Annotated in this window: 24 protein-coding genes; 22 read left to right on the top strand and 2 right to left on the bottom strand. The window is 41.3% G+C overall.

The features are described 5' to 3' along the window. Positions 1–49: 49 nt before the first annotated feature. From FTU80_RS15000 to FTU80_RS14975, 6 genes are all read left to right on the top strand, one after another. The gene (locus FTU80_RS15000) at positions 50–1,006 is read left to right on the top strand and encodes a DUF6160 family protein (RefSeq protein ID WP_180085912.1); all 957 of its coding nucleotides are present in this window, start codon (positions 50–52) and stop codon (positions 1,004–1,006) included. A 197-nt stretch (positions 1,007–1,203) separates the two neighbouring features. Beyond that, complete coding sequence (locus FTU80_RS14995; protein WP_111884773.1) at positions 1,204–2,037, top strand: C39 family peptidase; 834 nt, start codon at positions 1,204–1,206, stop codon at positions 2,035–2,037. Between the two features lie 60 nt (positions 2,038–2,097). Then, positions 2,098–3,297 (top strand): hypothetical protein, encoded by a 1,200-nt coding sequence (locus tag FTU80_RS14990; protein ID WP_180085910.1) that lies wholly within the window; start codon positions 2,098–2,100, stop codon positions 3,295–3,297. A gap of 12 nt (positions 3,298–3,309) precedes the next feature. Further along, positions 3,310–4,974 carry an OmpP1/FadL family transporter gene (locus FTU80_RS14985; RefSeq protein WP_078192369.1) on the top strand — a complete coding sequence of 555 codons (1,665 nt, stop codon included), beginning with the start codon at positions 3,310–3,312 and terminating at the stop codon, positions 4,972–4,974. Positions 4,975–4,988: 14 nt separating this feature from the next. After that, positions 4,989–6,338 carry a putative pilus assembly protein FilE gene (gene filE / locus FTU80_RS14980; RefSeq protein ID WP_180085908.1) on the top strand — a complete coding sequence of 450 codons (1,350 nt, stop codon included), beginning with the start codon at positions 4,989–4,991 and terminating at the stop codon, positions 6,336–6,338. 22 nt (positions 6,339–6,360) lie between these two features. Then, a complete protein-coding gene (locus FTU80_RS14975; protein WP_180085906.1) occupies positions 6,361–8,376 on the top strand; it encodes a hypothetical protein in 2,016 nt (671 codons plus the stop codon). A gap of 67 nt (positions 8,377–8,443) precedes the next feature. Here FTU80_RS14975 and FTU80_RS14970 read toward each other — a convergent pair whose 3' ends face one another. Continuing rightward, a complete protein-coding gene (locus tag FTU80_RS14970; RefSeq protein ID WP_078192366.1) occupies positions 8,444–8,992 on the bottom strand; it encodes an NUDIX hydrolase in 549 nt (182 codons plus the stop codon). A 126-nt stretch (positions 8,993–9,118) separates the two neighbouring features. Between FTU80_RS14970 and FTU80_RS14965 the strand changes: the two genes are divergently transcribed. From FTU80_RS14965 to FTU80_RS14925, 9 genes are all read left to right on the top strand, one after another. Further along, the gene (locus tag FTU80_RS14965) at positions 9,119–9,727 is read left to right on the top strand and encodes a CoA pyrophosphatase (protein ID WP_180063946.1); all 609 of its coding nucleotides are present in this window, start codon (positions 9,119–9,121) and stop codon (positions 9,725–9,727) included. A 35-nt stretch (positions 9,728–9,762) separates the two neighbouring features. After that, a complete protein-coding gene (locus FTU80_RS14960) occupies positions 9,763–10,293 on the top strand; it encodes a gamma carbonic anhydrase family protein (RefSeq protein ID WP_180009924.1) in 531 nt (176 codons plus the stop codon). A gap of 162 nt (positions 10,294–10,455) precedes the next feature. Then, positions 10,456–11,121, top strand: coding sequence for a tRNA (adenosine(37)-N6)-threonylcarbamoyltransferase complex dimerization subunit type 1 TsaB (tsaB, locus tag FTU80_RS14955; RefSeq protein ID WP_180059826.1), 666 nt, complete (start codon positions 10,456–10,458; stop codon positions 11,119–11,121). 12 nt (positions 11,122–11,133) lie between these two features. After that, the gene (locus FTU80_RS14950; protein WP_180008558.1) at positions 11,134–11,958 is read left to right on the top strand and encodes an undecaprenyl-diphosphate phosphatase; all 825 of its coding nucleotides are present in this window, start codon (positions 11,134–11,136) and stop codon (positions 11,956–11,958) included. Further along, positions 11,952–12,770, top strand: coding sequence for a class I SAM-dependent methyltransferase (locus FTU80_RS14945; RefSeq protein WP_218949061.1), 819 nt, complete (start codon positions 11,952–11,954; stop codon positions 12,768–12,770). Before FTU80_RS14950 ends, FTU80_RS14945 begins: the two co-directional genes overlap by 7 nt. Before the next feature lie 125 nt (positions 12,771–12,895). Next, complete coding sequence (locus FTU80_RS14940) at positions 12,896–14,287, top strand: C13 family peptidase (protein ID WP_180021433.1); 1,392 nt, start codon at positions 12,896–12,898, stop codon at positions 14,285–14,287. Positions 14,288–14,315: 28 nt separating this feature from the next. Further along, positions 14,316–15,161: an S-formylglutathione hydrolase gene (fghA, locus tag FTU80_RS14935; RefSeq protein WP_180085904.1), complete on the top strand. Its 846-nt coding sequence runs from the start codon at positions 14,316–14,318 to the stop codon at positions 15,159–15,161. 130 nt (positions 15,162–15,291) lie between these two features. Beyond that, positions 15,292–16,398, top strand: a complete 1,107-nt coding sequence (locus FTU80_RS14930) for a YjgN family protein (protein ID WP_180085902.1) — start codon at positions 15,292–15,294, stop codon at positions 16,396–16,398. 14 nt (positions 16,399–16,412) lie between these two features. Beyond that, the gene (locus FTU80_RS14925; RefSeq protein WP_180085900.1) at positions 16,413–17,474 is read left to right on the top strand and encodes a M48 family metallopeptidase; all 1,062 of its coding nucleotides are present in this window, start codon (positions 16,413–16,415) and stop codon (positions 17,472–17,474) included. Positions 17,475–17,505: 31 nt separating this feature from the next. Here the strand turns inward: FTU80_RS14925 and FTU80_RS14920 are convergent, their stop codons facing one another. Next, entirely contained in the window at positions 17,506–17,802 is a 297-nt protein-coding gene (locus FTU80_RS14920; protein ID WP_180085898.1) for a DUF2218 domain-containing protein, read from the bottom strand. A 604-nt stretch (positions 17,803–18,406) separates the two neighbouring features. On the opposite strand from FTU80_RS14920, the gene rpe reads away from it, so the two are divergent. From rpe to FTU80_RS14885, 7 genes are all read left to right on the top strand, one after another. After that, complete coding sequence (gene rpe, locus FTU80_RS14915) at positions 18,407–19,093, top strand: ribulose-phosphate 3-epimerase (RefSeq protein ID WP_168378513.1); 687 nt, start codon at positions 18,407–18,409, stop codon at positions 19,091–19,093. A gap of 667 nt (positions 19,094–19,760) precedes the next feature. Next, positions 19,761–20,222, top strand: coding sequence for a hypothetical protein (locus FTU80_RS14910; RefSeq protein WP_180085896.1), 462 nt, complete (start codon positions 19,761–19,763; stop codon positions 20,220–20,222). A gap of 46 nt (positions 20,223–20,268) precedes the next feature. Then, positions 20,269–22,251, top strand: a complete 1,983-nt coding sequence (locus FTU80_RS14905; RefSeq protein ID WP_180085894.1) for a multicopper oxidase domain-containing protein — start codon at positions 20,269–20,271, stop codon at positions 22,249–22,251. Then, on the top strand, positions 22,238–23,266 hold the full coding sequence (locus FTU80_RS14900) for a copper resistance protein B (protein ID WP_180085892.1): 1,029 nt from the start codon (positions 22,238–22,240) through the stop codon (positions 23,264–23,266). The genes FTU80_RS14905 and FTU80_RS14900 overlap by 14 nt, the downstream gene beginning before the upstream one ends. A 300-nt stretch (positions 23,267–23,566) precedes the next feature. After that, the gene (locus tag FTU80_RS14895; RefSeq protein WP_078191168.1) at positions 23,567–23,884 is read left to right on the top strand and encodes a multidrug efflux SMR transporter; all 318 of its coding nucleotides are present in this window, start codon (positions 23,567–23,569) and stop codon (positions 23,882–23,884) included. A 55-nt stretch (positions 23,885–23,939) separates the two neighbouring features. After that, positions 23,940–24,257 carry a quaternary ammonium compound efflux SMR transporter SugE gene (gene sugE / locus FTU80_RS14890; protein WP_078191206.1) on the top strand — a complete coding sequence of 106 codons (318 nt, stop codon included), beginning with the start codon at positions 23,940–23,942 and terminating at the stop codon, positions 24,255–24,257. Between the two features lie 37 nt (positions 24,258–24,294). Further along, the gene (locus FTU80_RS14885) at positions 24,295–24,777 is read left to right on the top strand and encodes a methylated-DNA--[protein]-cysteine S-methyltransferase (protein WP_180085890.1); all 483 of its coding nucleotides are present in this window, start codon (positions 24,295–24,297) and stop codon (positions 24,775–24,777) included. Positions 24,778–24,807: the final 30 nt, after the last annotated feature.

Below are 24,807 nucleotides of genomic sequence, written 5' to 3'. Positions count from 1 at the left end.
TCGAGTGGTTGAAAATCAAAAAAAATAAATACTCTTGGGAGAGTACCGTATGAAAAATTTCACTAAATTAGCTCTAGTTTCTTCAATCGCATTTAGTGCGAATGCTATGGCTATGCAAGCAATGGACGATGCTGCACTTAGTTCAACCACTGGTCAAGATGGTATTAACATCGGGATTGGTATCTCTAAAATTGAAATTGAAAAACTTTTCATTCACGATAACGACGGTTTAACGGATACAGCTAAGGGCGGTACAAGTACTGCTGGTGCGATCGTTATTCAAGGTAACAAGAAAGCTGGTGATCCTTTAGAAAATAAAGGTATCGTTATTGGTGCAAACTATGATAACGGTGGGGCTTATCTTCTAGCTTCTCGTAATTTAGCTGATTTACGTATTGATACTGATGCTGGTACTGGTGCAAATGGTGCATTCATTAACATCGCAGCTGATGTTTCTGGTTTAGATATCAAAATCGGTGAAATTGGCGTAACAGCATCTGGTACAGCGGGTACTACAGGCATTCGCCGTGGTGGTGACGATAACAACTACAATGCAATTTTATCTGGCCTTTCTCTAAAAACGGGTCCAATGACTGCAAATGTTCAGTTGGGTGCTGCTCCACAAGGTGCAATGATTAAACTGAGTACAACTATGACAGGTGGCTTAGAAATTAAAGATCTAGGAATCCTTGATGCATCAACTAAAACGGCTACACGTGAAGCAGGTGAAATCTTCATTGAAAGCATCAAAGTTGCTGATGCGGGTAAATCTGATTTAACCATTAACCAAGATGTTCGTGTTTATGGTAAAGAAGGCACAAACAATGGTTATATTCAAATGGTAAGCAACTCTGGGCCAATTGATAACTATGTGAAAGGTGTTCATCTAGGTAGTAAAGACGCTGGTTCAATCGGTGATATCGAAGTTCAAGGCTTACAAACGTTCTACAGCCCAGCTATGGGTGTATATAACCAAGGTTCTGTAATTACAATTTCTAGTAAATAATCTAGAATAAAAATAAGGCGCGTGTTGATCACGCGCTTTTTTTTACAAAAAAGTGCGGAATGACCCAATAAAGCATAAAAAAATGCTGTTTTTTTATAAAAAAAAAGGTATCTTGCATAATACATGGATGTAGAGCATTAGCTCTAAAAAATAATGAAAAAAGGCACATCATTGCCGATAACTAAAAGTTAGAAGATATGTTAGAGATAGCTGTAGGCTCGGCATTGATGTATTACTTTGCCAAAGAGTCCTTCGATTTAAAAGAAAAGCCAGTCGGAACAGTTCACTATACTGAAACATTGGATTCACGAAATGATTCCTTTACTCGGATGCACCGTGAATCTGTAAAAATTAAACCTGCCATAGAAGATCAATTTCGAGGCATCGTTCGGCAAGCCTATGACTACAGTTGTGGTTCGGCGGCCTTAACCACTTTATTAAATGGTTATGTAGGGACACAGCTAACTGAGCAACAGACCATGAATGGTTTGCTGAAATTTGGTGAAACTGAAAAAATTATCGAACGTCGAAGTTTCTCCTTATTAGACATGAAACGTTTTGTCGCTGCTGTCGGGCTAGACAGTGGGGGCTACAAAGGTGAGTTTTCAGATCTAGTTAAGCAAGGTCAGCCTGCGATTGTTCCCATTTCATATGCTGGTTTTAAACATTTTGTGGTTTTTAAAGCCTATAAAGATGGGCGTGTTTATGTTGCAGATCCAGCTCTGGGCAATATCAGTTTCGATGAAGTTAGATTCCAAGAAATATGGGAAAACAACACATTATTCTTAATCAACGTTGCGCCTGAGCAACGTAAAAATTTATTAGCTTTGCAAGATTCAGACTTGCGACATGTTGAAGATGCAACCGTGAACCGTTATGCATTGGTTGATATTCAATATCCGCAGTTTTACATGGAAAAAATTGCAGACAAGGCATCTACGATACGACTTGATAAAAACATGAATGAAGAGTCGGAGTCTTATGGTAAATCGAATTACAACTTTCTAAGGCTTTACTACAAGAGTAAATAATTAGATGAATGCGTATAACAAAGTGTCAGGATTAAAAAAATAAAAACGGTGGGAAGGAACATGAATCGTAAATGGATGAACAAAACACTACTAGCCATGAGTATTCAGGTGGTGATGGGGGTTGCCTATGCAGCTGAAGAGCCAAGCCTTGGAGAATATGATCCGGTTGAACAAGAGACAGTCGTAGAAGAGTCTGTATCTCCTGCTGCTGTAACTCAAGCTGATACTGCACAAGAAGCTGCTGCCGAGCCAGAAATTGGACAGTATGAATCTGTTGAAGAGCCAGTACAAGCTGAGGCACCACAAGTAGAAAGTGCTACTGCCACTGAAAAGGCATCGACAGCACTTCAACAGCAAGAGGGTGATGCGAGTCAAGAAGCTAACTTACAGGAAGTATTTAGCTCGAATGAACGTCAGTATTCATTGATTAAAAAAGGTGAAATATCATCTTTTTACGATATCGATTATACCTATTACCGTGATACTCAACTTGATATGGAAATGGCACAAGGCCAACTTTATCAACTCCGTGTACAAGAGAATGCAACACACTCAATGAACAATACATTTACCGTGCAATACGGTGTAATGGACAATTTGACATTCTCTGCATCTGTGCCGTTAGTGGCGAAAACTGATTTATTAAAAGATACTTCAACTGCTGGTTTAGGGGATATTTCTTTAGGCGCACGTTGGGAACCCTTCCCATTGAAGCAAGGTCGTTTGCCACTGATTTTATTTGGTAATTTATCTACGAAAACAGGTGATAGTCCATATGAAGTCAACGCGGTAAATGATCTAGCAACAGGTAAAGGTTACTATTCGGCAGGTATCGGTGCGAGTACGCGTAAATATATTGACCCCGTTGTGTTGTTTGCATCTGTCTCAGCTAACTATGGTGTCAAAGAAACGGGTTTAAACCAACGTCGTGGTACGCGTGTCATTGAAGAGTTTGAACCGGGAATTAGTGGTGGTTTTGCATTCGGTTTTGCATACTCGTTTAACTACGATGTTTCCCTCACCATGTCATATCAACAAAGTTTCAACACTGGCGCAGAATTTACGTATAGCAGTGGCGAATCCTATTCACCTGCAGACCAAACCAGTTCAACTCTAGCAATTTCTTTAGGTGTACGTGTATCTCCAGATACGATTGTGAATGGTACGGTGGGGCTAGGTTTAACTGAAGATGCACCAGATGTGTCATTAGGACTTTCTTTCCCGTTAGATATTCTAGGTTTTGGAAAAAAACTTCGTTAAGAGGGCTGTCGTATGCGTAAAATTCGACTCAGCCCACTTGTTAGTGCGATCGTTTTAACGGGCTGTTCTAGTGCTGCTTTTGCACAATTGGGTACCAATCTTTCAGTTGATGTACGGTCACTTGCATTAGGGAATGCAGTAACTGCTGATCCTCCGGGGATTAGTGCCGTGCATTTTAACCCTGCAGCATTAACTAAAATTGAAGGTTTGCAAACCGATATGCAGGGGATTATTGCAAACTTTGATATTCAACGTGAATTTACCGTCCCTGCGGGTTATAACGTCTTTGGTTATTCTGATGACCCAATGGTCTGTAATGATGGCCCTGAAGTAACGGCAGATATATGTACGGACTTTAAAGATAAGGTTTCTGGTGATGTTGAATATGCATCCCTATATGTACCTGTCTTAAAAAAGATGGTGGATTTTGGTGCTGGACAACCCATTGCCGCGCCAACGATGGGGATTGCCTACAATCCACCGGGTTCTAAAGCAACATTTGCATCAGCCGTTTATGCGCCTTTGATTGCGGGTTTTGGTGCTGAAAATGGCAACCCCGGTAATTTTATGGGGCAACAAGTTGCTCTAGAGCGTATTACTTATCTATCGCCAACTGTAGGTTATCAAGTCAGTGATGAGCTATCGATTGGTGGTGGTGTAGGGATGTCCTATCAAGCCATTGGATTGAAATCTGATCTACGATTTCCCAATGAGTTGATCGGTATGTTAAGGATGATTGATGAAGTCGTCTGTACGCCATTCAAGGAAAATTCGGACATTATTACCGACATCTTGCTTTTGGGGATGTGTAATACCGAAGAAGGGATGAACCCATTTGGCAAATTTGGTCAGATGGAATTGGCTTTAGAGCAGTCACTGAGTCCAAGTTATAACTTAGGGGTTTTGTGGGAGCCACGCGAAGATTTTAGTTTTGGTATGGTGTACCAAAGCGCTGCGAAAATGCGCATGAAAGGCCGATATCGCATTCATAATGCAAAAGCGCCTCAGGAGATGATTAAGGGATTAATGTCATCACCAACAGGTCAAATTTTAGCTGCCATTTTAGGTTTTCCAAATGCCGTGCCTAACTCGGAGTCGGGTTTGGTTTCGATGGATTTTGAATATCCACAGCACGTACAGGCCGGGATCAAATATAAGGTTATGCCTGATTTACAAATTAATTTTGATGTGGGCTGGACCGATTATCGTGCTTGGGACAAATTCCGTTTTGAATTCGACCGTCAAATTTCAGCGCTGAAAATTGCAAAATTATTATCTGAAAATGTGACCGATAATTCTTTGGCTTTACCTTTGAAATTTACATCGCCTTGGAACTGGGGTATTGGTATTGAATATTCTGCAACAGATCGTTTGAAATTACGTGCAGGCTATGAACCACGAAGTACGTCTATTCCTGATGGTAAGCGAAATACCATGGTCCCAATTAATGGTGCGCAGCTCTTTGGTATGGGGATTGGATATCGTTTTGATGCAGATACGGATTTAGATTTATCAATCGGCTTTTTACGCAGTAAAGATAACATTCCAGCGAATACTAGTAGTCTTGCAAACTTAACCGGTGTGAATAACTTACTTTTAAACCCATATGCTGGACTGAATGTAAAAACCGATACGAAAATCACCATCCTAGGATTAAATTACAGAACTCGTTGGTAGGATAAGCAGACAGAATGAAAAGGATTTTATTCATAAAAACGTTACTTGCACTGTCTGTGGTGCAAGTGTCGTATACCAACGCTGGGGCGTTTCATACCATTATTGGGCCAGATGGGCGCCCAATGGTGGTACAAGTGCAAGAAAAACCAGCAAAGAAACCTAAAGAAAGTCCAACTGCTAAAACGATAGACTCTCAACCTGTACAACAAATTATTCAACCATCCGTAAGCATTAGTCCGTCTCAAACCAAGACACCGATGACACGTCAAACGAGTCCAACAGCACAGGCTGTTGAACCACTAAAGTCTCAGCGTTTAAGTGCACGTGAGCAGGAAAAACGGGATGAAATTAAAGCTGTCACAGTAGATAAAATTAAAGACGTCTCAGGGGATAAAGTTCGCAAATCTGAAAAGTCAGCACAAGCTTCAGATATTTCAGCAAAAGTGGTACCTTCAACCGCATGGACAGAAAAGTTACAGCAATCAGAGCTAACCCAACCTCGTGAAGCGTATCAGCCCAAAGTTCTAGCTGAAAAAGATAAACCTGTCGTTGAGAAAAACATCCTTGCTGAGAAAGTAGTCAGTACTGATCAATCCGTACGATCTTCAGGTGAAAACTTAGAAAATAATCCTTCAAAACAATCGGCCAAGGCAAAACAAGAGCAAGGCTTTTCGACCATGGCTGGTGAAAAGTATGTCAATAATGAATATCTTGAAGATAAAGAGTTTAACTTAGAAGGCAAAAAGCGCTTTTACACCATGCCCGAAGGCGTTATTGATAGCAAGATGGGGCAAACGCGGATGCAAACCATTGAACGTGAAAAAGGTGTCAGTCGCTCCGTCATTGATAATTTATTTAAACGTAATCAACCCGAAGATACAGGCCCAATCACTTTAGCCACATCATATTATCGGGTGTCACAAGCTGACACCATTCAAGGTTTAGGTCAGCAATGTTTTTCGAATAAAAAAATGAAGAAAGCCAAAGAGCTCGACTTGGCTCAAGATATTAATTTATGGCCTCGAGCACCATTGTCGGACGAATTTGACTATGAAGTCGTAAAACTAAAATCACCATTACAAAATATTCGTATACATTCATTTGCATCCAAAGTACAAAATCCTACATTTTATTGGCCATTTGCGGTATTTTTAGACAAAAATGGATGTGTCATGGAAGGCGCAGGTGGATTCAAAAATAACCAAGGTGAAGCGGATCATCTTTACCATGAAAAAATTGAAGGCGTGATTCAAGTACCTAAAGGTAGCCAGTATTTATTCTTAACGCCTTTAGCAACAGCAATTGACGTCGATGGCCGCGTATTAACCAATCAAGGCCAACTTAAATTAACAGCAATCCGTTAAGGACATAAGAAAGAGAATTAGGATGAAAAATAAAATTTTATTACCGTTTGCTTTAACGGCATTGGTTGCAGCGCTCAGTGGCTGTGGCGGTGAAAGTGCAAATGTGAATCCTGAAATTTATGATACCAGTACGACCAATGGTACTTGTAAAAGTAATACCGAAGGCTGTGTTGAGTTCGTTTTAGATTATCCAATTGAAGGTCTGAATTTTAATTGTTCGAGCGACGTTAAAAATACCTACATTACTTTATTTGATCTAAAAGAAGGTGTTTCGACAGGTGCTTGTAAAATTGGCGATACGGTAACTTTCTTTGTCCAAGGTGAAAAATCACGTCGAATTGATTTGGGTAAAGTAGATTTGAAGCAAATTTCCAATGTAGCCAGTGGTACGACACCTCCACGCTTGACCTTATTGGATTTGGCAGCTGGCATCGCGGGTAAACCTGCTGCAACGATTTCAAATACAGACGCAACGGTTAAAGTGGCCATGCGTTTGGCTAAAATTATTCAAGCCTTGGCTTTGAAAAATAACAGCGCAGTTACAGCTACAGATATCCAAGCGGTTTATGTCAACAATGCAGATAAAGTATTGATTGATCAAATCACTCGAAATGTCGCGACAGCAGATTTCAGTATCAGTTCAGATACGGAATTTAATGACCTGTTTACACCTTGGCTAGACCTGTCCGAAGTCAGCAATGAAAATGCATTTACCTTAGTTTCAAAACTCATGAATATCTCAACGGCTGCGGTATATCAGCCTGAGTTTGCGTTATTTTCAACTGATGGCGTAATTACCAATGCCAGTGGTTCAAATGGACTGGTCGGCTGTGACAAAAATGAATGTTTGCCGACCGATAGTTCAAAAGTCAATTTATTTGGTCATTTCATGTTAATGACGGACCGCCAAGGCATGACTTTTGGTAGTGGTTTACAGTGGAAGGGCAAAGTTGATCAACAGTTGAGTACCATTGGTGGTGTGAATGTCTTGCTCTTGACACAGGTACGACCAACACGTTTAACAGCAACGCCACAGGACAATTGGATTGATCCGCTTACCAAGCAAATTGATAAACCTGGCATTCTGGGTTTCCGTTTTGATGCAGAAGAAACCAACTCTGGCCCTTTGATTATTAAACAAGGGACGCTACTTGCCGACAAAATGGTGGTCGGTACAGGTGGAAGTTTATATAAAACGTTAATGGCTAAAAAAGATGATTATGTTCTGACGGCCGATGATAAGAAAAAATTAGGTCTTTGGGAGCAAAACATTAACCAAGTGCAATTTAAAGGCACGATGGATTTATACAAGCTTTATCCGCTGTCGTATTTAGACAAAAAAGTCTTTAAGTCTGTTGAAAATGTTGCTGCTGGACAAAATTATATCTTCCCCTTGTATGCAGATTTAACCTTTAAATTTACCGATACTTCGATTAAAACAGTGAAATTGGGTGTGGTGATTGACCGTAATGGTGATATTCGCACAAATATAAAATCTGGCGTGCCAGACGATGTATTTACTCGTCAAGATAGCCAAATTGTCGACTTGTCTACACACGCGACGGAAGGCTGTAGCGGAAAAGATGTGCTTGACCCACTGTTAATGAAAGATGACAAAGGTGTACAGCAATATCGTATCGGAACGACAACCCGTACCTTTACGCCTGAAGGAAATATCAATCCAAATACCATTTCGATTCGTATGATTTTAGCTGACCCATATTTCCATACGCTTGATGGCGCGCTGATTGGAATGAACTCAAGTGTGAAAACTTCAGCGGATACATCAATGGTTGTAGGCGGTGCTTTAGTGCAGTTACACAATATGATTAATGCCAATGCAGGCACACGTCCTTCTGGCGTTGCTTTGACAGATTCGGATAATAAAGTGGTGAAGTGGGGGAATAGTTTGGCCAGCTTTAGTTATATTTATAGCTTAAAAAATCCAAATGATACTGCTGCTGCTCAAACGGCAAAGTTAAGCGGTGGTGATATTTCTTTAGAATTGGCCCCTTGTTACACCATCAAGGCTAAATAGTAGTTAAATCTTAGAAAAATAAAAAAGCCCATCAAAGATGGGCTTTTTTAATCATGCGGCCAGCAAATTAACCTGTGTGATCGAGTCGCGTACCGAGGGTTTCGAGATGCATTTCAAACTGACCTGTTTTGCGGTCAGCAAAATAATGCCGCAGCGTTCTTTCCACACTAGGAAAGGCTAAATCATCCCAAGGAATATCTTCTTCACTAAATAATCGTGATTCAATGGTTTCATCACCCGCACCAAACTCTCCATTGATTAGTTCAGATTTGAACAAGGCATAAATTTGCCCAATACGGGGAATGTTATACATGCAATACAGTTGCTCAATATTGACTTCTGCTTCGGCTTCTTCGCGAGTTTCACGCGCTGCTCCTTGCTCCATCGTCTCATAGAGTTCCATATAGCCAGCGGGTAATGTCCACAGCCCATAACGTGGCTCAATCGCACGACGGCAAAGTAAAACTTGATTGTCCCAAACGGCTAAAGCACCACAAATGACTTTAGGATTCACATAATGAATAAACCCACATGCGGTACAAATACGGCGTATCTGATGATCTCCAAGCGGGATCGCTTCTTTTGTTTTTTGTCCGCAGTTTGAGCAAAAGTTCATATTCATCGTCATGGATTGTGTGAACCGTCAGAATAACTTAAAAATAAAACTTTGGCATCATTTCTAACCAGCTTGGCCGAAATTCAGCTATGATGAAAATAAGATAATTATAAGGATGTAATGTGGATGGATGAGGGTTTATTGACTCAGCGATTGCAGCAACGTTTACGTTTTTCTAAGCGTATTCAACCTGCGCATGCTGCTGTATTGATTGCGATTACCCAAGAAGATAATCCACGCATTTTATTGACCCGCCGCTCACTCTATATGAATAATCATGCCGGTGAGGTGTCCTTTCCCGGTGGCAAACGTGATGCCCAAGACACCAGTAATATCGTGGTGGCTTTAAGAGAAGCTCAAGAAGAAACCGCTCTAAATCCATTTGATGTGCAACTTTTGGGTGATTTACCAATGCAAAAAGCACGGAATGGGATGTTGGTTAAACCGATCGTGGGATTGATCCCGCCTGACGTAAATTTAATACCTCAACCAACTGAAATTGACCGTATTTTTTTTGCATCATTAAGACAGCTTTTAGAAACACCGCCAACGCCATATGAAGTTCGTTTTGCCCAGCAATCGCTTTATTTTCCCAGTTTAAGAATCGAAAACGAAATCGTATGGGGCTTGACTGCACGGATGCTGATTTCCTTATTTCAATATGGTCTGAATTATCAAAAAGAATGGCCTTTTTTATTAAATTCTCCTTCATTTCATTTGGGCCGTGAGCCATAAATCATTTTTAGAAAGTCAAAATAGGATGTTTGATCATGTTGTACAAATTTCAAGGATATAGCCCGAAAGCCACGCATCAACCTTGGGATGGTTGGGTTGCAGAAAATGCAACGGTCATTGGGCAAGTTGAATTAGGCCGAGAAGTGAGTGTCTGGTTCGGAGCCGTCATTCGAGGTGATAATAGTCGTATCAAACTGGGTGATTTTACCAATGTACAAGAAAATGCGGTGCTGCATACCGATGCGGGCATTGAAATGATCATTGGTGATTATGTCACGATTGGGCATCAAGCCATGCTACATGGATGTACCGTAGGAGATAATAGTCTGATTGGAATCAATGCCGTGGTTCTAAATCATGCTGTGATTGGTAAAAATTGCATCATTGGTGCGAATGCTTTAATTCCAGAAGGGAAGGTGATTCCGGATAATTCTGTTGTGATGGGTTCACCGGGTAAAGTCGTCAAGACTTTAGATGAACAAGCGGAAGCACGTCTAAAAATGAGTGCCTTGCACTATGCCGCTCATTTTAAACATTTTACTCAACTCGAAGTCGCTGAACTTTAGAACGCTATACATGGTAAGCAAAAAAGCCTCGACGTTTGTCGAGGCTTTTTTATGGATTAGATACAGAAAGCGCTGAGTCTGAGGTGGAACATCTCGCGAACTGCGATGGAGTGGAGTATCATATTCAACGTTTTTTAAGATTAAATTTAATTAAGGTTGCGCATGAAATTACTGGCATTGGAAACTGCCAATGAGCAGTGTTCCGTCTCGATTGTAGATGAAACTCAAGAGCTTTATTTTCAACTCGATTTACGGGCAAAAGCGCAGACACAAACCATTCTCCCAATGATTGAGCAAGGGCTTAATCAAACTGCTATTGAGTTAGCAGGTTTAACTGCGATTGCATTTAGTCGTGGGCCTGGCTCATTTAGTGGTGTTCGTATTAATGCAGCGGTAACACAAGCCTTGGCATGGGCCAATGACGTACCTGTTGTTCCAGTATCGACTTTGCAAGCTTTGGCTCAAGCGGCGCATCGTGTACAGGGTTTGACTGAAGTAACAGCAGTCCTTGATGCTCGCATGCAAGAAGTGTATATCGCAAGCTATCAACTCGATGCCAATGGCATTATGCAGGCTGTAGATGAAGAACAACTATTAAGCTACGCAGATGCCACACCGCAGATCAAATTTACCGTCGTGGGTTCTGGTAGTGAGCTCATTCAATCAGAACAAACACAATACAAAGACTTAAGTGCAACAGCACAAGATATTGCTACTATTGCCCGCGAAGCGGCGCAAAGAAAAGCATGGGTGAGTGCTGAACTTGCATTACCCGTATATTTACGAGATAACGCCTGGAAGAAAATTTCAGAACAAGGCAAGCCATAACTAGGGTTTTATATGGATCTTTTACTGCTGCTCAAAGCGGCAATCATGGGTATTGTTGAAGGTATTACCGAATTTTTACCGATTTCAAGTACAGGGCATTTAATTCTGGCTTCAGAATTAATGAACTTTTGGACCAAAGAAAAAAGTGATGTTTTTGTGATCGCAATTCAAATGGGTGCGATTGCGGCGGTGATTTATGAATACTGGGGCCGCCTGTGGGGCGCAGCAACCGGTATGGTGACTGGTGAAGAAAAAGGTCGCCGTTTAGGTTTTGGCTTAATTCTCGCTTCGATTCCAATCGTGTTGATTGGTTTGACGTTTGGTCAGACGGTGAAAGAGCTGCTGTTCAATAACATTGCGATTGCTATGGGGTTGATTATCGGTGGTTTGATCATTATTTGGATCGAAAAAAATCCACCGCAAGTGCGTGCCAAAGAAGTAGAAGATTTAACCATTAAAGATGCGATTTGGATTGGTTTAATTCAAGTTTTGTCTTTAATTCCAGGAACTTCACGTTCAGGTGCGACTATTATTGGTGCCATGTTCTTAGGGGTTTCTCGTAAAGCAGCCACTGAGTTTTCATTCTTTTTGGGTATTCCGGTTATTGTCGGTGCAGGTTTGCTGGATTTATATCAAAGCTATGATGTATTTCAAGGCACTCAAGATTGGACTGTGATTGCAGTCGGTTTGATTGTTTCGTTTGTCTCGGCATTACTTTTGATTCGTGCGCTTGTCGCTTATGTGGCAAAACGTGATTTCATGATTTTTGCGTGGTATCGAATTGTTTCAGGTTTATTGATTTTATTGTTCGCATTTACAGGCTGGAAATTATGGTAAGCGAAATCCGCTTATACACAGAACAAGAGTTTCATGAGAAAGCACAGCAGTATTCTGCTGTGCTTTCTTCACGTGGTGTATCTGTAAATATTGAATTGATTGAAAAATTAAACGCGCGTTTTTTACGTTTAAACTCTGAACTCAGTTTGTGTGTCGATGCAGATGGTTTGTGGTTAGCGGCCAATGGCATGAAGATGCAACCCGATTGGAAAGCAGAAGTGGGGCGTTTAAAGCGAGCATCCTTAAAGTCTGAGATGATTGCACGTGCGTGTAATTTGGCTGAAAAACCACAGCTTGTAGATGCAACCGCAGGGCTAGGGCATGATAGTTTATTGATGGCCCATTTGGGTGCGCATGTGACCCTTGTGGAACGTCATCCAATTTTATTTACCTTATTGGAAGACTCACATCAACGTGCGCAGCAAGATGCATTTTTAAGTTCGGTTGTAGCTCGAATTGAATTGGTCTTTTCAGATTCGGCAGACTTTTTGAAACATTTGTCGACGACCAATCAAATCTTTGATGTGGTTTATCTCGATCCTATGTTTCCGCAGCGAGATCAAAACCAGCAAGCCGTCAAAAAGCAAGCTCAGGTCAAAAAACAAATGCAATTATTGCATTTGCTGTTACCTGAAGATGGTGAGATGGATTTAGGTGATAATTTACTGGATTTAGCACAAAAAATTGCTAAACGTGTCGTGGTTAAACGTCCACGATTGGCAGTTTTTTTAGCGAATCAAGAGCCGCAACATCAGTGGCAAGGCGATGCTTGTCGCTTTGATGCATATTTCCAACATGATCTTGTGACTTAAAATGATATTTGCTTCAATATTGTTCAAAGATTTGTTATATAGTTAAAAAATAGCATTGCTAAAAACGACATCAGGCATAAAATTATTTGTGCAATTAAGCAAGCCAAGGCCACCATTAGAACTCTATGATTGATTTCAAACCCTCCATCAATTTTTGGCATGATTTTAAAAGCAACCAAACTGCGGGGATGTGGTTATTTTTTGGGTCTCGTCGTTCTTTACAAATCGTTCGTCCATCGATTTTACAATTGGTGTTTTGGGGGATTTTAGGTGGTTGTGCTAACAGTTTATTTAGTTGGCTGAGCACGGGGCGTATTGGTGAATTTAACGCTCAAGGTCTTATAAGTTATGCATTGTGGCCATTTATTGCTTTAATTGTGGGAATTTTCCTATCACAACGTGTAAATAATCCACGGTTAATGTTGGTCCCTGCATTGCTTTGGTTGGTGCTTGATACGCACATCATGTTGTTTCAATGTTTGATTCAATATTTGGGAGATCTCGATTTTCTTCCATACTTTCTGTATGACTACATTCCAACGTTATTCATTATTCTATTTGTTTGGCAAAGTCTGGCTGTCGTTTGGGTGTTTTCACGTGAGCTGAAATGGCCATGGTGGGAGCGTGCACTGATTATGGGTGCGACGCTATTTACTTTGGTCGTGTGGCAAGTCTCAGTCAAAGATCAGCCGATTTGGAAAGTTGAAGAAGTTCCTCCAAGCTTTGCTGAAGATGCATTTTATGCACAAAGCCGTTTACTCAATAAATCCTTGGATGCAGTGGAATATGGTGAATTTGCCCAATCCCATTGGTACTTCTTAGGGGTGGCAGGTGCGAGTTATCAAGATGTCTTTAAACTGGAAATTGAACGGATTAAAGAACAGTTTGATACACGTTTTGGCACCTATGGGCGTTCGGTTGAGCTTATCAATAACCCTGCAACGCGCACTGAAATTCCGCTGGCATCTAAAACCAGTATGGAGTTGGCGCTGCGTCGTATTGGTCAGCAGATGAACCGAGAAAGTGACGTCTTATTTTTATATATGACCTCACATGGTTTACCGAATGTCTTTGAAATGGAAAATGCACCTTTGGATTTGGCGCAAGTCGATCCTAAATGGTTAAAAGAAGCCTTGGATGCATCCGGAATTCGTTGGCGTGTGATTGTGATTTCTTCATGTTATTCAGGCAGTTTTATTCCAGCACTACAAAATGATAATACTTTAATCATTACAGCATCGGCAGCTGATCGACAGTCTTTTGGCTGTTCGAATGAAGCTGAATACACCTATTTTGGTCGTGCTTTCTTTGATCAGGCGATGCGTGAGCAGACCAGTATTCAAGCGGCATTTAATGAAACCAAAGCGACTGTAGCGAAATGGGAAGCAGCGCAAGGTTTCGAACCTTCTGAACCACAGTGGTCGATGGGGAAAAACATGGCATTAATGTTGCCTCAATTAGAACAACGATTGTTCCCGCCGACGACTACTGCACCGGCTACGACGGTTACGCCTTAAAAGATCAAAAAAGTTTAGGATAAAGATCATGGAATTAGTACAACGAAATACTTGTTTTGCGGGTGAGCAGCGCATTTATCAATTGGATTCTTCAAGTCTAAAAACCCCAACAAAGTTTGGTATTTTTCTGCCAGAAGCAGCCTTGCAAGGCCAAGCGTGTCCTACTTTGTTTTATTTGGCGGGATTAACTTGTACCGAAGAAACTTTTGCCATTAAAGCGCATGCTCAGCGTTTAGCTGCGCAGCTTGGCCTGATTTTAATCAGCCCTGATACTTCTCCACGTGGGGAACAGGTAGCGCAAGGCGATCATTGGGATATTGGGCAAGGCGCAGGCTTTTATATTAATGCAACGGAGCAACCGTGGGCCGAGCATTATCAAATGGAACGTTTTCTTACTGAAGAATTGTATTCGGTGGTACAGGCTGAATTTCCGGTACAAAAAGGTGCGATTGGCATATTCGGACATAGTATGGGCGGTCATGGTGCATTAACTTTAGCGTTGAAGCATCCTGACCTGTTTAAATCGGTTTCTGCTTTTGCACCGATTTGTGCGCCGAGTCAGTGTCCATGGGGTGAAAAAGCCTTTAGTCAATATCTAGGTTCAGATCGTCAGCAGTGGCTTCAGCATGATGCAACAGCTTTAGTGCAATCCAAAGGGGCTTTGTTTAAAGCCATTTTGATTGACCAAGGTATTGATGATCAATTTTATAGCCAGTTAAATCCGATGTTGTTTAAGCAAGCGTGTGAGCAAGTTGGGCAGCCACTCGAACTGCGTGAACATGCAGGCTATGATCATGGTTATTATTTTATTCAAAGTTTTATGGATGATCATTTGCAATTTCACGCTGTCCAATTGCAAACAGTAGTTCATTAATCTAAAAGCCAGTGGTTAAAAATGTTGAGGCATAGCTTGCTTTGATATACGTATAAATAAAGCATGGTGATGAGCATTGCCATGCAAATGAATAAATTCGACATACCAAAAAAAATAATTTAGGGTACTTATGCAAAATTCACAAATGGAAACGCCGCTTCCGCCAGAGCTGCCCGTAATGAATCCACCGAGTCTATTTGGTGAGACAGAACAGGCTGATGTCTTGGGACGAAATTATCATTTTAGGTTTAAAGGTAATGCGTCTGAATATTTCGGTATTTGGATCGTGAATATCTTACTGACGATTGTCACGCTTGGACTTTATGCGCCTTGGGCAAAGGTCCGCCGTTTACGTTATTTTTACGGTAATACTTGGGTGTTTCAGCGTCGTTTTGACTTTACCGGTTTGCCTACAAAAATTTTAGTTGGACGAATCATTGCGTTAGTGGTCTATGGTGGTTTCTCTTTTGCTATAAAGTATTCTTGGGAAGCTTTCTTAGCGGGCTTTGTCCTGATCTTCTTTGCGGTTCCTTGGCTTATTCGATCTACGATTCGTTTCCGTGCTCGCAACAGTAAATTTAGTAATAGCCGATTCTTTTTTTCGGGGACAAATAAAAGCGCGTATTGGTGCTTTGTTAAATGTCTTGCGGTGGTTGTCTTTACCCTTGGTTTGTTTACACCAGTTGCGTTCTGGCTATATAAACGTGAATGTCTGAATCATTTGTATCTGGGTCAGTTAAAATTTAATCTGAATAATACTTGGGGCGATTATATGCGTGCCATGTATGTGCCTTTATTTCTGTTTATGGGCTTTGGTGCATTGCTGGCAGTGATCTTTGCGATACTATTTGGTAGTTCAGAAGGTTTAAATGACGCATCTTATGTCTTCATTATTTTTGGTATGTATTTGATTGGCTACATGTTTATTTGGCCACTCACAGCTGCACGTATTTTTATTACCACATGGAATAACACCACGTTGAGCCGCAGTCAGTTTCATACGGACTGTAATCAATGGCGCTATGCATGGATTGTCTTGAGCAATTGGTTGGCTAAAATGGTTAGCCTCGGTTTACTGACACCATGGGCAGTTGTACGACTATATAAATATCAGACAGAATCTTTGCACTTAATGTTGGTCGATGATCCTGACCAATTACAAAATCAAATGCAGCAAGATCACAATGCGATTGCTGAAGAATTATCCGATATTTTTGACCTAGATATTTCCTTATAACGCAGGTGAATTACATGAAAACATCAGTAGTGAATGCAACCTATTATGATGGGAAAGTGTCAAAACCCTTTGTTGCTCAAATCAGCGCAGATGGGGAACATGCTGTGATTGTGCGTTATGGTCAAGACCTAGAACAAACGCAGCACTACACCTATCAAGATATGACGCTGATTGGTGCTTTAGGGGATATTCAGCCAGTGATTGAGTTAAAGGACGATGCTCGTTTAGAGTTTCATCAACCTTTGCCAGAGTGGTTTAATCTCGACGTAAAGTCGCGTTGGCATTCGATTTGGAAGTTAGAACGGTCACCTTCTCTAATCATTTTTAGTGTGATTTTCGTGGTGGCTTTTGCTTTTGTATTGATTAAATGGGGCATACCTGCGGCGTCGCATGTGGTGGCCAATCAACTGCCTGAGACAGCGTTAAAGAGTTGGGGGGATCAGGCGGAAAAATATATTATCGATATGACTGAACCCACAAAATTGCCACAAGCACGCCAAGACAAACTGAAGCAAGAATATCAACAATTGGTGGCTGAAAATCGTCCTGCGAAGTTGTTATTCCGTGGTGGTGGCAGTATTGGTGCAAATGCATTGGCGATACCCAATAACACCATTATCGTGACAGATGAGTTGGTTAAATTAGCGAAAAATGATTATGAGCTCATAGGTGTACTTGCACATGAGCAGGGGCATTTAGTTCAACGCCATAGTTTGCAGCAAAGTTTGTCAGGTTTAGGCATCAGTATTATTTTGTTGATGATTACGGGGGATGGCTCTGACATTCTTACCAGTTTACCGGTAGCTGCGGTGGGTGCGAGTTACTCACGAGACTTTGAATCTGAAGCAGATTTATATGCCTTAAAACAACTTTCAAAACATCAAATACCAACTTCGCATTTTGCAAATTTCTTACAACGTATGGAAGATGAAGCAGATGGTGAAACAGCAAAAGAGAAAGATGCCAAGGATGAAACTGCCAAAAATCAGAGATCATGGACAGACTTCTTTGAGTCGCATCCAGCCACGAAAGCTCGTATTGATGCAGTTAGAAATTATCAATCACATCAGCATTGAGTGAAATGCTTTGATAATATGGCGACTTAGACTACGGTTCACGTTGCCATGTTGCACTGAGTTCTTCTTGTCCCATGCGGATTAAATGATCTAATACCACATGTTCCAATTGATCTAGATTTGTGCTTGGATCTTGGGCTGAAATCACCACGTCTAAAAACGCAGCTTGTGGTAGAAGGCTAACCTCTGCAGAGGGCAGTTGAATCTTGAATGCAGTATTTTCTCCAATGAGCTGTTCATTGACTTCAAATTTATGTTTCCAATGATTGACTAAGCGTTTAGCAACACGTGCTGCTTGGGCGGTGGTGATGTGTGTTGAACTTTTCATAGATGCAATTTTATTGTTAAGTTGTCAGTCCTTTAACTTAGCAAAGTACATAGATGCCCGTTAAGTCTAAAAATGCAACGCTGTGTTTCTACCGCAGTGGTCTTTATTCATATTAATCACGGATGTTACGCACGCAAAAAATAATTTTGCATTTTTAAAATGATATTTAAGTCAATTCGACGGAGTCTTACATCTAGGACTTAAATAAAGGGATTAGCCTTCGGCTGAAGGTACTCTTACGAAACGATGTTTCTCATTCGGCAAAATGAGAAGCGAAGCTTCGCAAGGAAACCATCTTGCAGAGCAATGCTCCTCACCGCAAAACTCGCTCTCTAGCGTCTATTTATTTAAAGTATTGCAAAAACATTTTTGATTAGAAATAGTGCTGTCTCAAACAAATGTGGATGACGTTACCGCGTATCTTTCTTTTATTTGAACCAATTACGCTTCTGATATTACTGCGTAACATCAGTTCATCCTAGGTTTTTTTATTATAGAGATCTCAATCATCAGTATCGAAAAAACGACTGAGGGCGTGGGCAGCGAATAGGGGGACAATTTGCTATAATGCGTCAATCACTCCCTTTTCAAAGCTAGGTTTTTCATGTCCAAGCCATTCTTAATCGCACCTTCAATTTTGTCAGCAGACTTTGCGCGCTTAGGTGAAGAAGTTGAAAACGTTCTAGAAGCCGGTGCAGATGTTGTTCATTTCGATGTCATGGATAATCATTATGTACCGAACTTAACTTTTGGTGCGGGCGTTTGTAAGGCATTGAAAAAATACGGCATTAAGGCGCCAATTGATGTGCATCTAATGGTTTCACCGGTAGACCGTATGATTGGTGATTTCTTAGACGCTGGCGCAGATATCATCACTTTCCACCCAGAAGCGACTGACCATATTGACCGCTCTTTACAGTTAATCAAATCTGGCGGTGCGCAAGCAGGCTTGGTGTTTAACCCTGCGACACCTCTGCATTATTTAGACTACGTTTTAGATAAAGTTGACCAAGTCTTGTTGATGAGTGTGAACCCAGGTTTTGGTGGTCAAAAGTTCATTCCAATGACCTTGGAAAAGCTGCGTCAAGCACGAAAAATTATTGATGCTTCAGGTCGTGATATTCGCTTAGAAGTGGATGGTGGTGTTACTCCAGCCAATATTCGTGACATTGCTGAAGCTGGTGCAGATATGTTTGTTGCAGGTTCAGCAATTTTTGGTAAGCCTGATTATAAAGCTGTGATTGATGACATGCGTTCAGAGTTGGCAAAAGTGCATGCTCAAGAGGCTTAAGCCTTTGGGTATAAGTTATTCCTCACCTGTGGATAACTATATGGATAACCGTATGGATATCTGTGTAGATAACTATATGGATAACTTGGATAAATTATAAACGATTGTGCATCAATGGTTTAATAATTAGACGTATTAAGTATAAAAAGGACTCAATTGAGTCCTTTTTTTATGGGGTAAAGTGTTTGAAATGCTGTATGTTTATTAATCTATGGTAAATAATTAATCAGTTTAAAAAATAACTTTTATGTTTTAACTGGAAGATATGCGCTGATTTTTATGACAGCGCAATAAATTTAAAACTGTTGTGAATAACTGCACAATTAATTATGCTGTTAGCAACTATTGAGATACGCTGCGACTGGCAAAACACATCATCGATCGCACTGGATAGTGCTTTTAGATATTTCTGAATGTATCGTTCATGATGGATAAATTGGTCGAGCTGCATGTCATGTTGATACAAATGTCATGTGATTGCATTTGAATCGTAAATAATATCATCATGATGTTTCATGCGGATTTCGGCTGAGCCGATCGCTGATGTTTCTAAAGATGTGTTAATAGGGATATATTGTCACAGTGCATCATTGGGTTGAATTAGGATACTAAATTGTTTAATTTTTTGCGAAAGCATCTTGGCTTTGCTTGGCTCGTGGCGTTTGTCATGGGGTGGAGCAGTGTGGTCAGTGCACAGCAAAATTTTCAACATCAACAAATGATGACAGCGAATGCCCATCAGGCACCAGTTCATGCAGCACATACTGATCCTTCACGTTCAAATATAGCAAATTGCCATCAAAATCAGCGGCAAGCTGTTCCTGAGCATGCAGCACATCATGGTAAGCAGACGACACCAGAAGTCTTTTCAATGATGGATTGTCATCAATCTTTAGATGCGACATCTGCACTGCAAGATGGTCAGGCGCATCATTCAACGACACAAAGTGCAGACTGTCAGGACTGTACACTCGCACATTGCCAAATCAGTACCTCTTATGTCGATAGCGCCATGGTCGCATTGCAGACCTTCCATGTGCATCACTATACAGAACCTCCTCGTTTCATTTTTGCTGGACAGCATTTAAAAGGCTTTTGGCAAGAAATTCTAAGACCTCCGCAAGCTTAACCTGAGTATTAAATACGTTTTTTCGTTATTTTATAAAGGTTAAGTCATGTCTAATTTATTTAAATCAGGCCTCGTGTTCGGGGTATGTCTGCTGTCTCCAACGTGGGCGTTTGCAGCCATTAAAGAATATCATCTGAATATTGATGAAAAGACCATCAATTTGACTGGTAAAACGGTCAAGAAAATCAGCGTCAATGGTCAGTTTCCAGCACCATTACTGGAGTTTGAAGAAGGCGATGATGCGGTCATCCATGTGCATAATCAGCTCAAAAAACAAAATACCTCAGTGCATTGGCATGGTCTATTGCTGCCCGGCTTAATGGATGGTGTACCCGGCTTTAATGGTTTCAATGAAATACAGCCTGATGGTAGCTTTACTTACAAATTTAAAGTCCGTCAAAGCGGAACCTATTGGTATCACGCGCATTCCAAAGGCCAAGAACAAGACGGATTATATGGCGCTTTAGTGATTTATCCGAAAGGTAAACAAGCACTTGCCGCACATGAACAGACTCAACGTGATTATGTGGTCATGTTGTCGGATTTTCATGAATCATCTAGCGCTCAGATTATGGCAAATCTGAAAAAGTCTGCCGAATACTATCAAAATCAGCGTGAAACGTTTTCAGATGTATGGACGCAAATTCAACGAACAGGTTTAAAAAACACTTGGAAAGATCGTTCGATGTGGAATCAGATGCGTATGCTGAAAACGGATTTGTCTGATGTCACGGGTTATACGTTTTTAGTAAACGGCAAAACACCACAGCAGAACTGGACGGGGATGTTTAAGCCCAATGAAAAAGTCAGACTTCGTTTTGTAAATGCTGCGGCCATGTCGTTTTTTGATGTGCGTATTCCTCAGCTCAAAATGACGGTGGTCAGTGCAGACGGTCAAGCGGTCAAGCCGGTCGCTGTGGATGAATTTCGCATTGGTGCTGCAGAAACCTATGATGTGATCGTAGAGCCTAAATCTGCGCATTATCAGATTGAAGCTGAGTCGCTTGATCGGACTGGATTTGCGATTGGCACTTTACATGATGAAACGCAGCCTCAGCACTCAGGTATTCGTATACCAAAAGCACGGCCACGCGCTTTGCTGACCATTGAAGATATGGGGCATGGTTCAATGTCAGGTATGGACCATAGCAACATGGGACATACTGCTACAGGTTCAACCCAAACTTCAGCAAGCCAGCAAGCGAATGCTCATGAGCACAGCGCGCATACTGTCAATCCATCAAATATTCAGCCGAATCAAGTTCATGATCATGCAGCTATGGGACATGACATGGATCATTCTCCAGTGACTGCGCATACTACTATGCAACATCCAGAGATGCATAAACAGAATATGTCTGATTCAGCGCATGCCAATATGGATCATAGTGTGATGGATCATTCATCTATGAACCACTCCTCAATAGATTCATCTATGAAACATGATATGCATACAGCGATGGAGCATGCACAGTCTAAAGGAGAGATGCGGGCAGTTGAAAATTCAGCAACGGTTATGGGTTGGGCCAATGCTTCAACACCTGTCGGTGATAAGGCACTGCAATATAGTGATCTAAAAGCGTTAACGCCACAGCCTGATACACGTGAACCGACGCAAGACTTGGTCATTCATTTGGGTGGAACGATGGAGCGCTACATGTGGACCATGAATGGCAAAAAGTTTAGCGAAGCCGAACCACTACAAGTGAAATATGGTGAGCGAATTCGACTGAAATTTGTCAATGACAGCATGATGGCGCATCCGATGCATTTACATGGCATGTTCATGCAATTGGAAAATGGGCAAGTGTCTTCTGAAATGCCAAATAAACATACGGTGATTGTGCCGCCAGGGAAAACAGTGACTGCTCTGTTAACGGCCAATGAATTAGGGGAATGGGCGATTCATTGTCACTTGCTGTATCACATGTCTGCAGGGATGATGAATAAACTTGTGGTCGCAAATGTCGCAGAGAATACGAAAACGGCATCTGTACAGCAAAAGGAGGTGTCTCATGCGCACCATTAAACCATGCACATATACGGTACTGAGTTTAGCATTGGCATCGGTCACTCAAATGACCATGGCGCAAGATGCAGATCATAGCATACCGATGTCAGCTCAACATGAGTCGCATTCCTCATTTGATTCGTCGCATCAAGAGATGCAAACAGGGATTAAATCGAGCCAGATGGAGCATACTGCAGAACATGCAGAACATGCAGAACATGCAGAACATGCAGAACATGCAGAACATGCAGAACATGCAGAACATGCAGAACATGCAGAACATGCAGAACATGCAGAACATGCAGAACATGCAGAACATGCAAATGCATCATCTATTGCGTCACGTGCTGATTTTGCGCAGCATCCTGTTGATCATAAGCGTGAACATGGTGGACAGATTTATCAAGCGACCGAGATGGACAATCGATGGCTCAATAATGCCGATGGCCGAGGACGTTTAAAGACCGAAATTGAGAGTCGAATCGGGACCGATGAAAATAAGCTCTTCATCAAACTACATGCGGATAAAGCAGAATCTCAAGACGCTGATTATGCGGCTCAAGTGATGTATAGCCGTATGATCTCAGACTTTTGGGATGCGCAAATTGGTGCGCGTTATCGGGTCGATGAACATCAAGTGACGGACAAAGAACAGTTAGATGCTGTGGTGGGTTTGCATGGTCTGGCACCGTATTTCTTTGAAACCGATGCTTATTTATATCTTGGTGCAGATAAACAGGTCAGTTTTTCTTTAGAAACCGAACGTGATTTGCTGCTGACGCAAAAATTGATTTTAAAACCATATTTGAACCTAGATGTGGTGCTGAGTGATGACTCTGCTTATGCACAAAAAACAGGACTCAGTTCTGTATGGCTAGGGCTAGAAACACGCTATGAAATCAATAAAAAGCTGATGCCCTTTATCGATGTTGCTTACAGCTACGAAAAAGGAAATCAGCATACGGCATGGCAAGCTGAAACTGGAAGTGAAAAACACTGGTGGTATGGCGCAGGCCTTCGTCTGAAGTTCTAATCGGCGAATAGACCAAATAAAGAGGGCATCATCAACTGGTTTTGGTGGTGCCTTTTTTATCTCTGAATCTGTCCTTTGACCAGACATGCTATGTTTTGGCGCAATTCATCTGCACAAGTTTTTTCCTTAACTGAATAACGCCCTGAATTTGGTCAAAAAATGTAAAGACTGCACTAAAATTCAGCATATTTGCTATACTGAGACAATATTCGGAGGAACGACCTCCCTTACATCTTTGTTCGAAGCCAGTAAGAAAAATCGTCAGGACGACCTGACTCTACTAATATGGAGGAAGGCATCATGGCCTGGGTTGTTCTAGTATTCGCTGGTATTTTTGAAATCGTTTGGGCCTATTCGATGAAGCTCTCAGAAGGCTTTACAAAACTTGGCCCAAGTTTAGTTACTTTATTTTTTATGATCCTGAGCTTTGGTTTATTGGCCTATGCCATGAAAACGTTGCCTCTGGGAACAGCTTATACCATTTGGACAGGAATCGGCGCGATTGGCTCATTCCTCGTGGGTATTTTTATACTCGGTGAGCCTGCAACTGCCATGCGGATGTTAGCCGCAGTACTGATCATTTCGGGTCTAATCTTGATGAAATTATCTTCAAGTTAATATGTTCTAAAGCACAGCGGTCATTGATCCCTGTGCTTTTTTTATGGGTAAAAATATGGCTTGGGTTTTATTAATTGTAGCGGGATTACTTGAGGTGGTTTGGGCCTATTGTATGAAAGTCTCTGAAGGCTTTAGCAAACTGACGCCAAGTATTTTGACCATTGTTTTCATGATCGCAAGTTTTGCTTTATTGTCTTATGCAATGAAATCCTTACCGTTGGGTACAGCCTATACGGTGTGGACCGGCATAGGTGCAGTGGGATCATTTATCCTCGGCATCGTTGTATTGGGTGAGCCTGCCAATGCCATGCGCATGCTAGCTGCAGTACTGATTATTTCAGGACTGGTCTTGATGAAATTATCGTCCTCCTGAATAATGAAGTGCTGCGATTTTGAGCTTGGAGTATCTCATGCAACTTTCTTATCAGTTTTTAAATTCGCCCGTTGGACAATTAAAACTTGTTGCACATGAAACCGCATTGGTGGCTGTTCTTTGGGAAAATGAAAACCCAAATCGTGTGCGATTGGCGGCTTTGGTTGAAGATCTACAACACCCGATTTTGCTCAAAACCGCACAGCAATTAAATGAATATTTTGCGGGTAAAAGACAGCAATTTGACTTGCCGCTAGACTTTGAAGGTACCGCATTTCAGCAACAAGTTTGGCAAGCTTTATTGACGATTCCTTTTGGAGAAACTCGCAGCTATAAACAAATTGCAGAGCAGATCGGCAATGTCAATGCCGTACGTGCTGTCGGTGCAGCCAATGGTAAAAATCCAATTTCAATTATTGCACCTTGTCATCGTGTCGTGGGCGCAAATGGAAAATTAGTGGGTTTTGCTGGTGGTCTAGAAAATAAAGAAATATTGTTAAAAATTGAGAAATTACAATAAAATAGAAAATATACTTATTTAAAATAATGA

Origin of the sequence: Acinetobacter sp. YH12145 (assembly GCF_013418335.1) — a bacterium.
Taxonomy (GTDB): domain Bacteria; phylum Pseudomonadota; class Gammaproteobacteria; order Pseudomonadales; family Moraxellaceae; genus Acinetobacter; species Acinetobacter amyesii.
Note: the sequence above shows the minus strand (reverse complement) of the source record. Positions and strands in the feature narration are given on the sequence as shown.

Excerpts from the sequence above, each read along its gene's own strand:
- FTU80_RS14985 (WP_078192369.1), top strand. The coding sequence starts at position 3,310 with ATGCGTAAAATTCGACTCAGCCCACTTGTTAGTGCGATCGTTTTAACG.
- sugE (WP_078191206.1), top strand. The coding sequence starts at position 23,940 with ATGGCTTGGGTTTTATTAATTGTAGCGGGATTACTTGAGGTGGTTTGG.
- FTU80_RS14995 (WP_111884773.1), top strand. The coding sequence starts at position 1,204 with ATGTTAGAGATAGCTGTAGGCTCGGCATTGATGTATTACTTTGCCAAA.
- FTU80_RS14930 (WP_180085902.1), top strand. The coding sequence starts at position 15,292 with ATGCAAAATTCACAAATGGAAACGCCGCTTCCGCCAGAGCTGCCCGTA.
- FTU80_RS14965 (WP_180063946.1), top strand. The coding sequence starts at position 9,119 with ATGGATGAGGGTTTATTGACTCAGCGATTGCAGCAACGTTTACGTTTT.
- FTU80_RS14945 (WP_218949061.1), top strand. The coding sequence starts at position 11,952 with ATGGTAAGCGAAATCCGCTTATACACAGAACAAGAGTTTCATGAGAAA.
- FTU80_RS14975 (WP_180085906.1), top strand. The coding sequence starts at position 6,361 with ATGAAAAATAAAATTTTATTACCGTTTGCTTTAACGGCATTGGTTGCA.
- FTU80_RS14895 (WP_078191168.1), top strand. The coding sequence starts at position 23,567 with ATGGCCTGGGTTGTTCTAGTATTCGCTGGTATTTTTGAAATCGTTTGG.
- FTU80_RS14960 (WP_180009924.1), top strand. The coding sequence starts at position 9,763 with ATGTTGTACAAATTTCAAGGATATAGCCCGAAAGCCACGCATCAACCT.
- FTU80_RS14905 (WP_180085894.1), top strand. The coding sequence starts at position 20,269 with ATGTCTAATTTATTTAAATCAGGCCTCGTGTTCGGGGTATGTCTGCTG.
- fghA (WP_180085904.1), top strand. The coding sequence starts at position 14,316 with ATGGAATTAGTACAACGAAATACTTGTTTTGCGGGTGAGCAGCGCATT.
- FTU80_RS14920 (WP_180085898.1), bottom strand. The coding sequence starts at position 17,802 with ATGAAAAGTTCAACACACATCACCACCGCCCAAGCAGCACGTGTTGCT.
- FTU80_RS14970 (WP_078192366.1), bottom strand. The coding sequence starts at position 8,992 with ATGAACTTTTGCTCAAACTGCGGACAAAAAACAAAAGAAGCGATCCCG.
- rpe (WP_168378513.1), top strand. The coding sequence starts at position 18,407 with ATGTCCAAGCCATTCTTAATCGCACCTTCAATTTTGTCAGCAGACTTT.
- FTU80_RS14885 (WP_180085890.1), top strand. The coding sequence starts at position 24,295 with ATGCAACTTTCTTATCAGTTTTTAAATTCGCCCGTTGGACAATTAAAA.
- FTU80_RS14950 (WP_180008558.1), top strand. The coding sequence starts at position 11,134 with ATGGATCTTTTACTGCTGCTCAAAGCGGCAATCATGGGTATTGTTGAA.
- FTU80_RS14910 (WP_180085896.1), top strand. The coding sequence starts at position 19,761 with ATGGGGTGGAGCAGTGTGGTCAGTGCACAGCAAAATTTTCAACATCAA.
- FTU80_RS14900 (WP_180085892.1), top strand. The coding sequence starts at position 22,238 with ATGCGCACCATTAAACCATGCACATATACGGTACTGAGTTTAGCATTG.
- filE (WP_180085908.1), top strand. The coding sequence starts at position 4,989 with ATGAAAAGGATTTTATTCATAAAAACGTTACTTGCACTGTCTGTGGTG.
- FTU80_RS14940 (WP_180021433.1), top strand. The coding sequence starts at position 12,896 with ATGATTGATTTCAAACCCTCCATCAATTTTTGGCATGATTTTAAAAGC.
- tsaB (WP_180059826.1), top strand. The coding sequence starts at position 10,456 with ATGAAATTACTGGCATTGGAAACTGCCAATGAGCAGTGTTCCGTCTCG.
- FTU80_RS14990 (WP_180085910.1), top strand. The coding sequence starts at position 2,098 with ATGAATCGTAAATGGATGAACAAAACACTACTAGCCATGAGTATTCAG.
- FTU80_RS14925 (WP_180085900.1), top strand. The coding sequence starts at position 16,413 with ATGAAAACATCAGTAGTGAATGCAACCTATTATGATGGGAAAGTGTCA.
- FTU80_RS15000 (WP_180085912.1), top strand. The coding sequence starts at position 50 with ATGAAAAATTTCACTAAATTAGCTCTAGTTTCTTCAATCGCATTTAGT.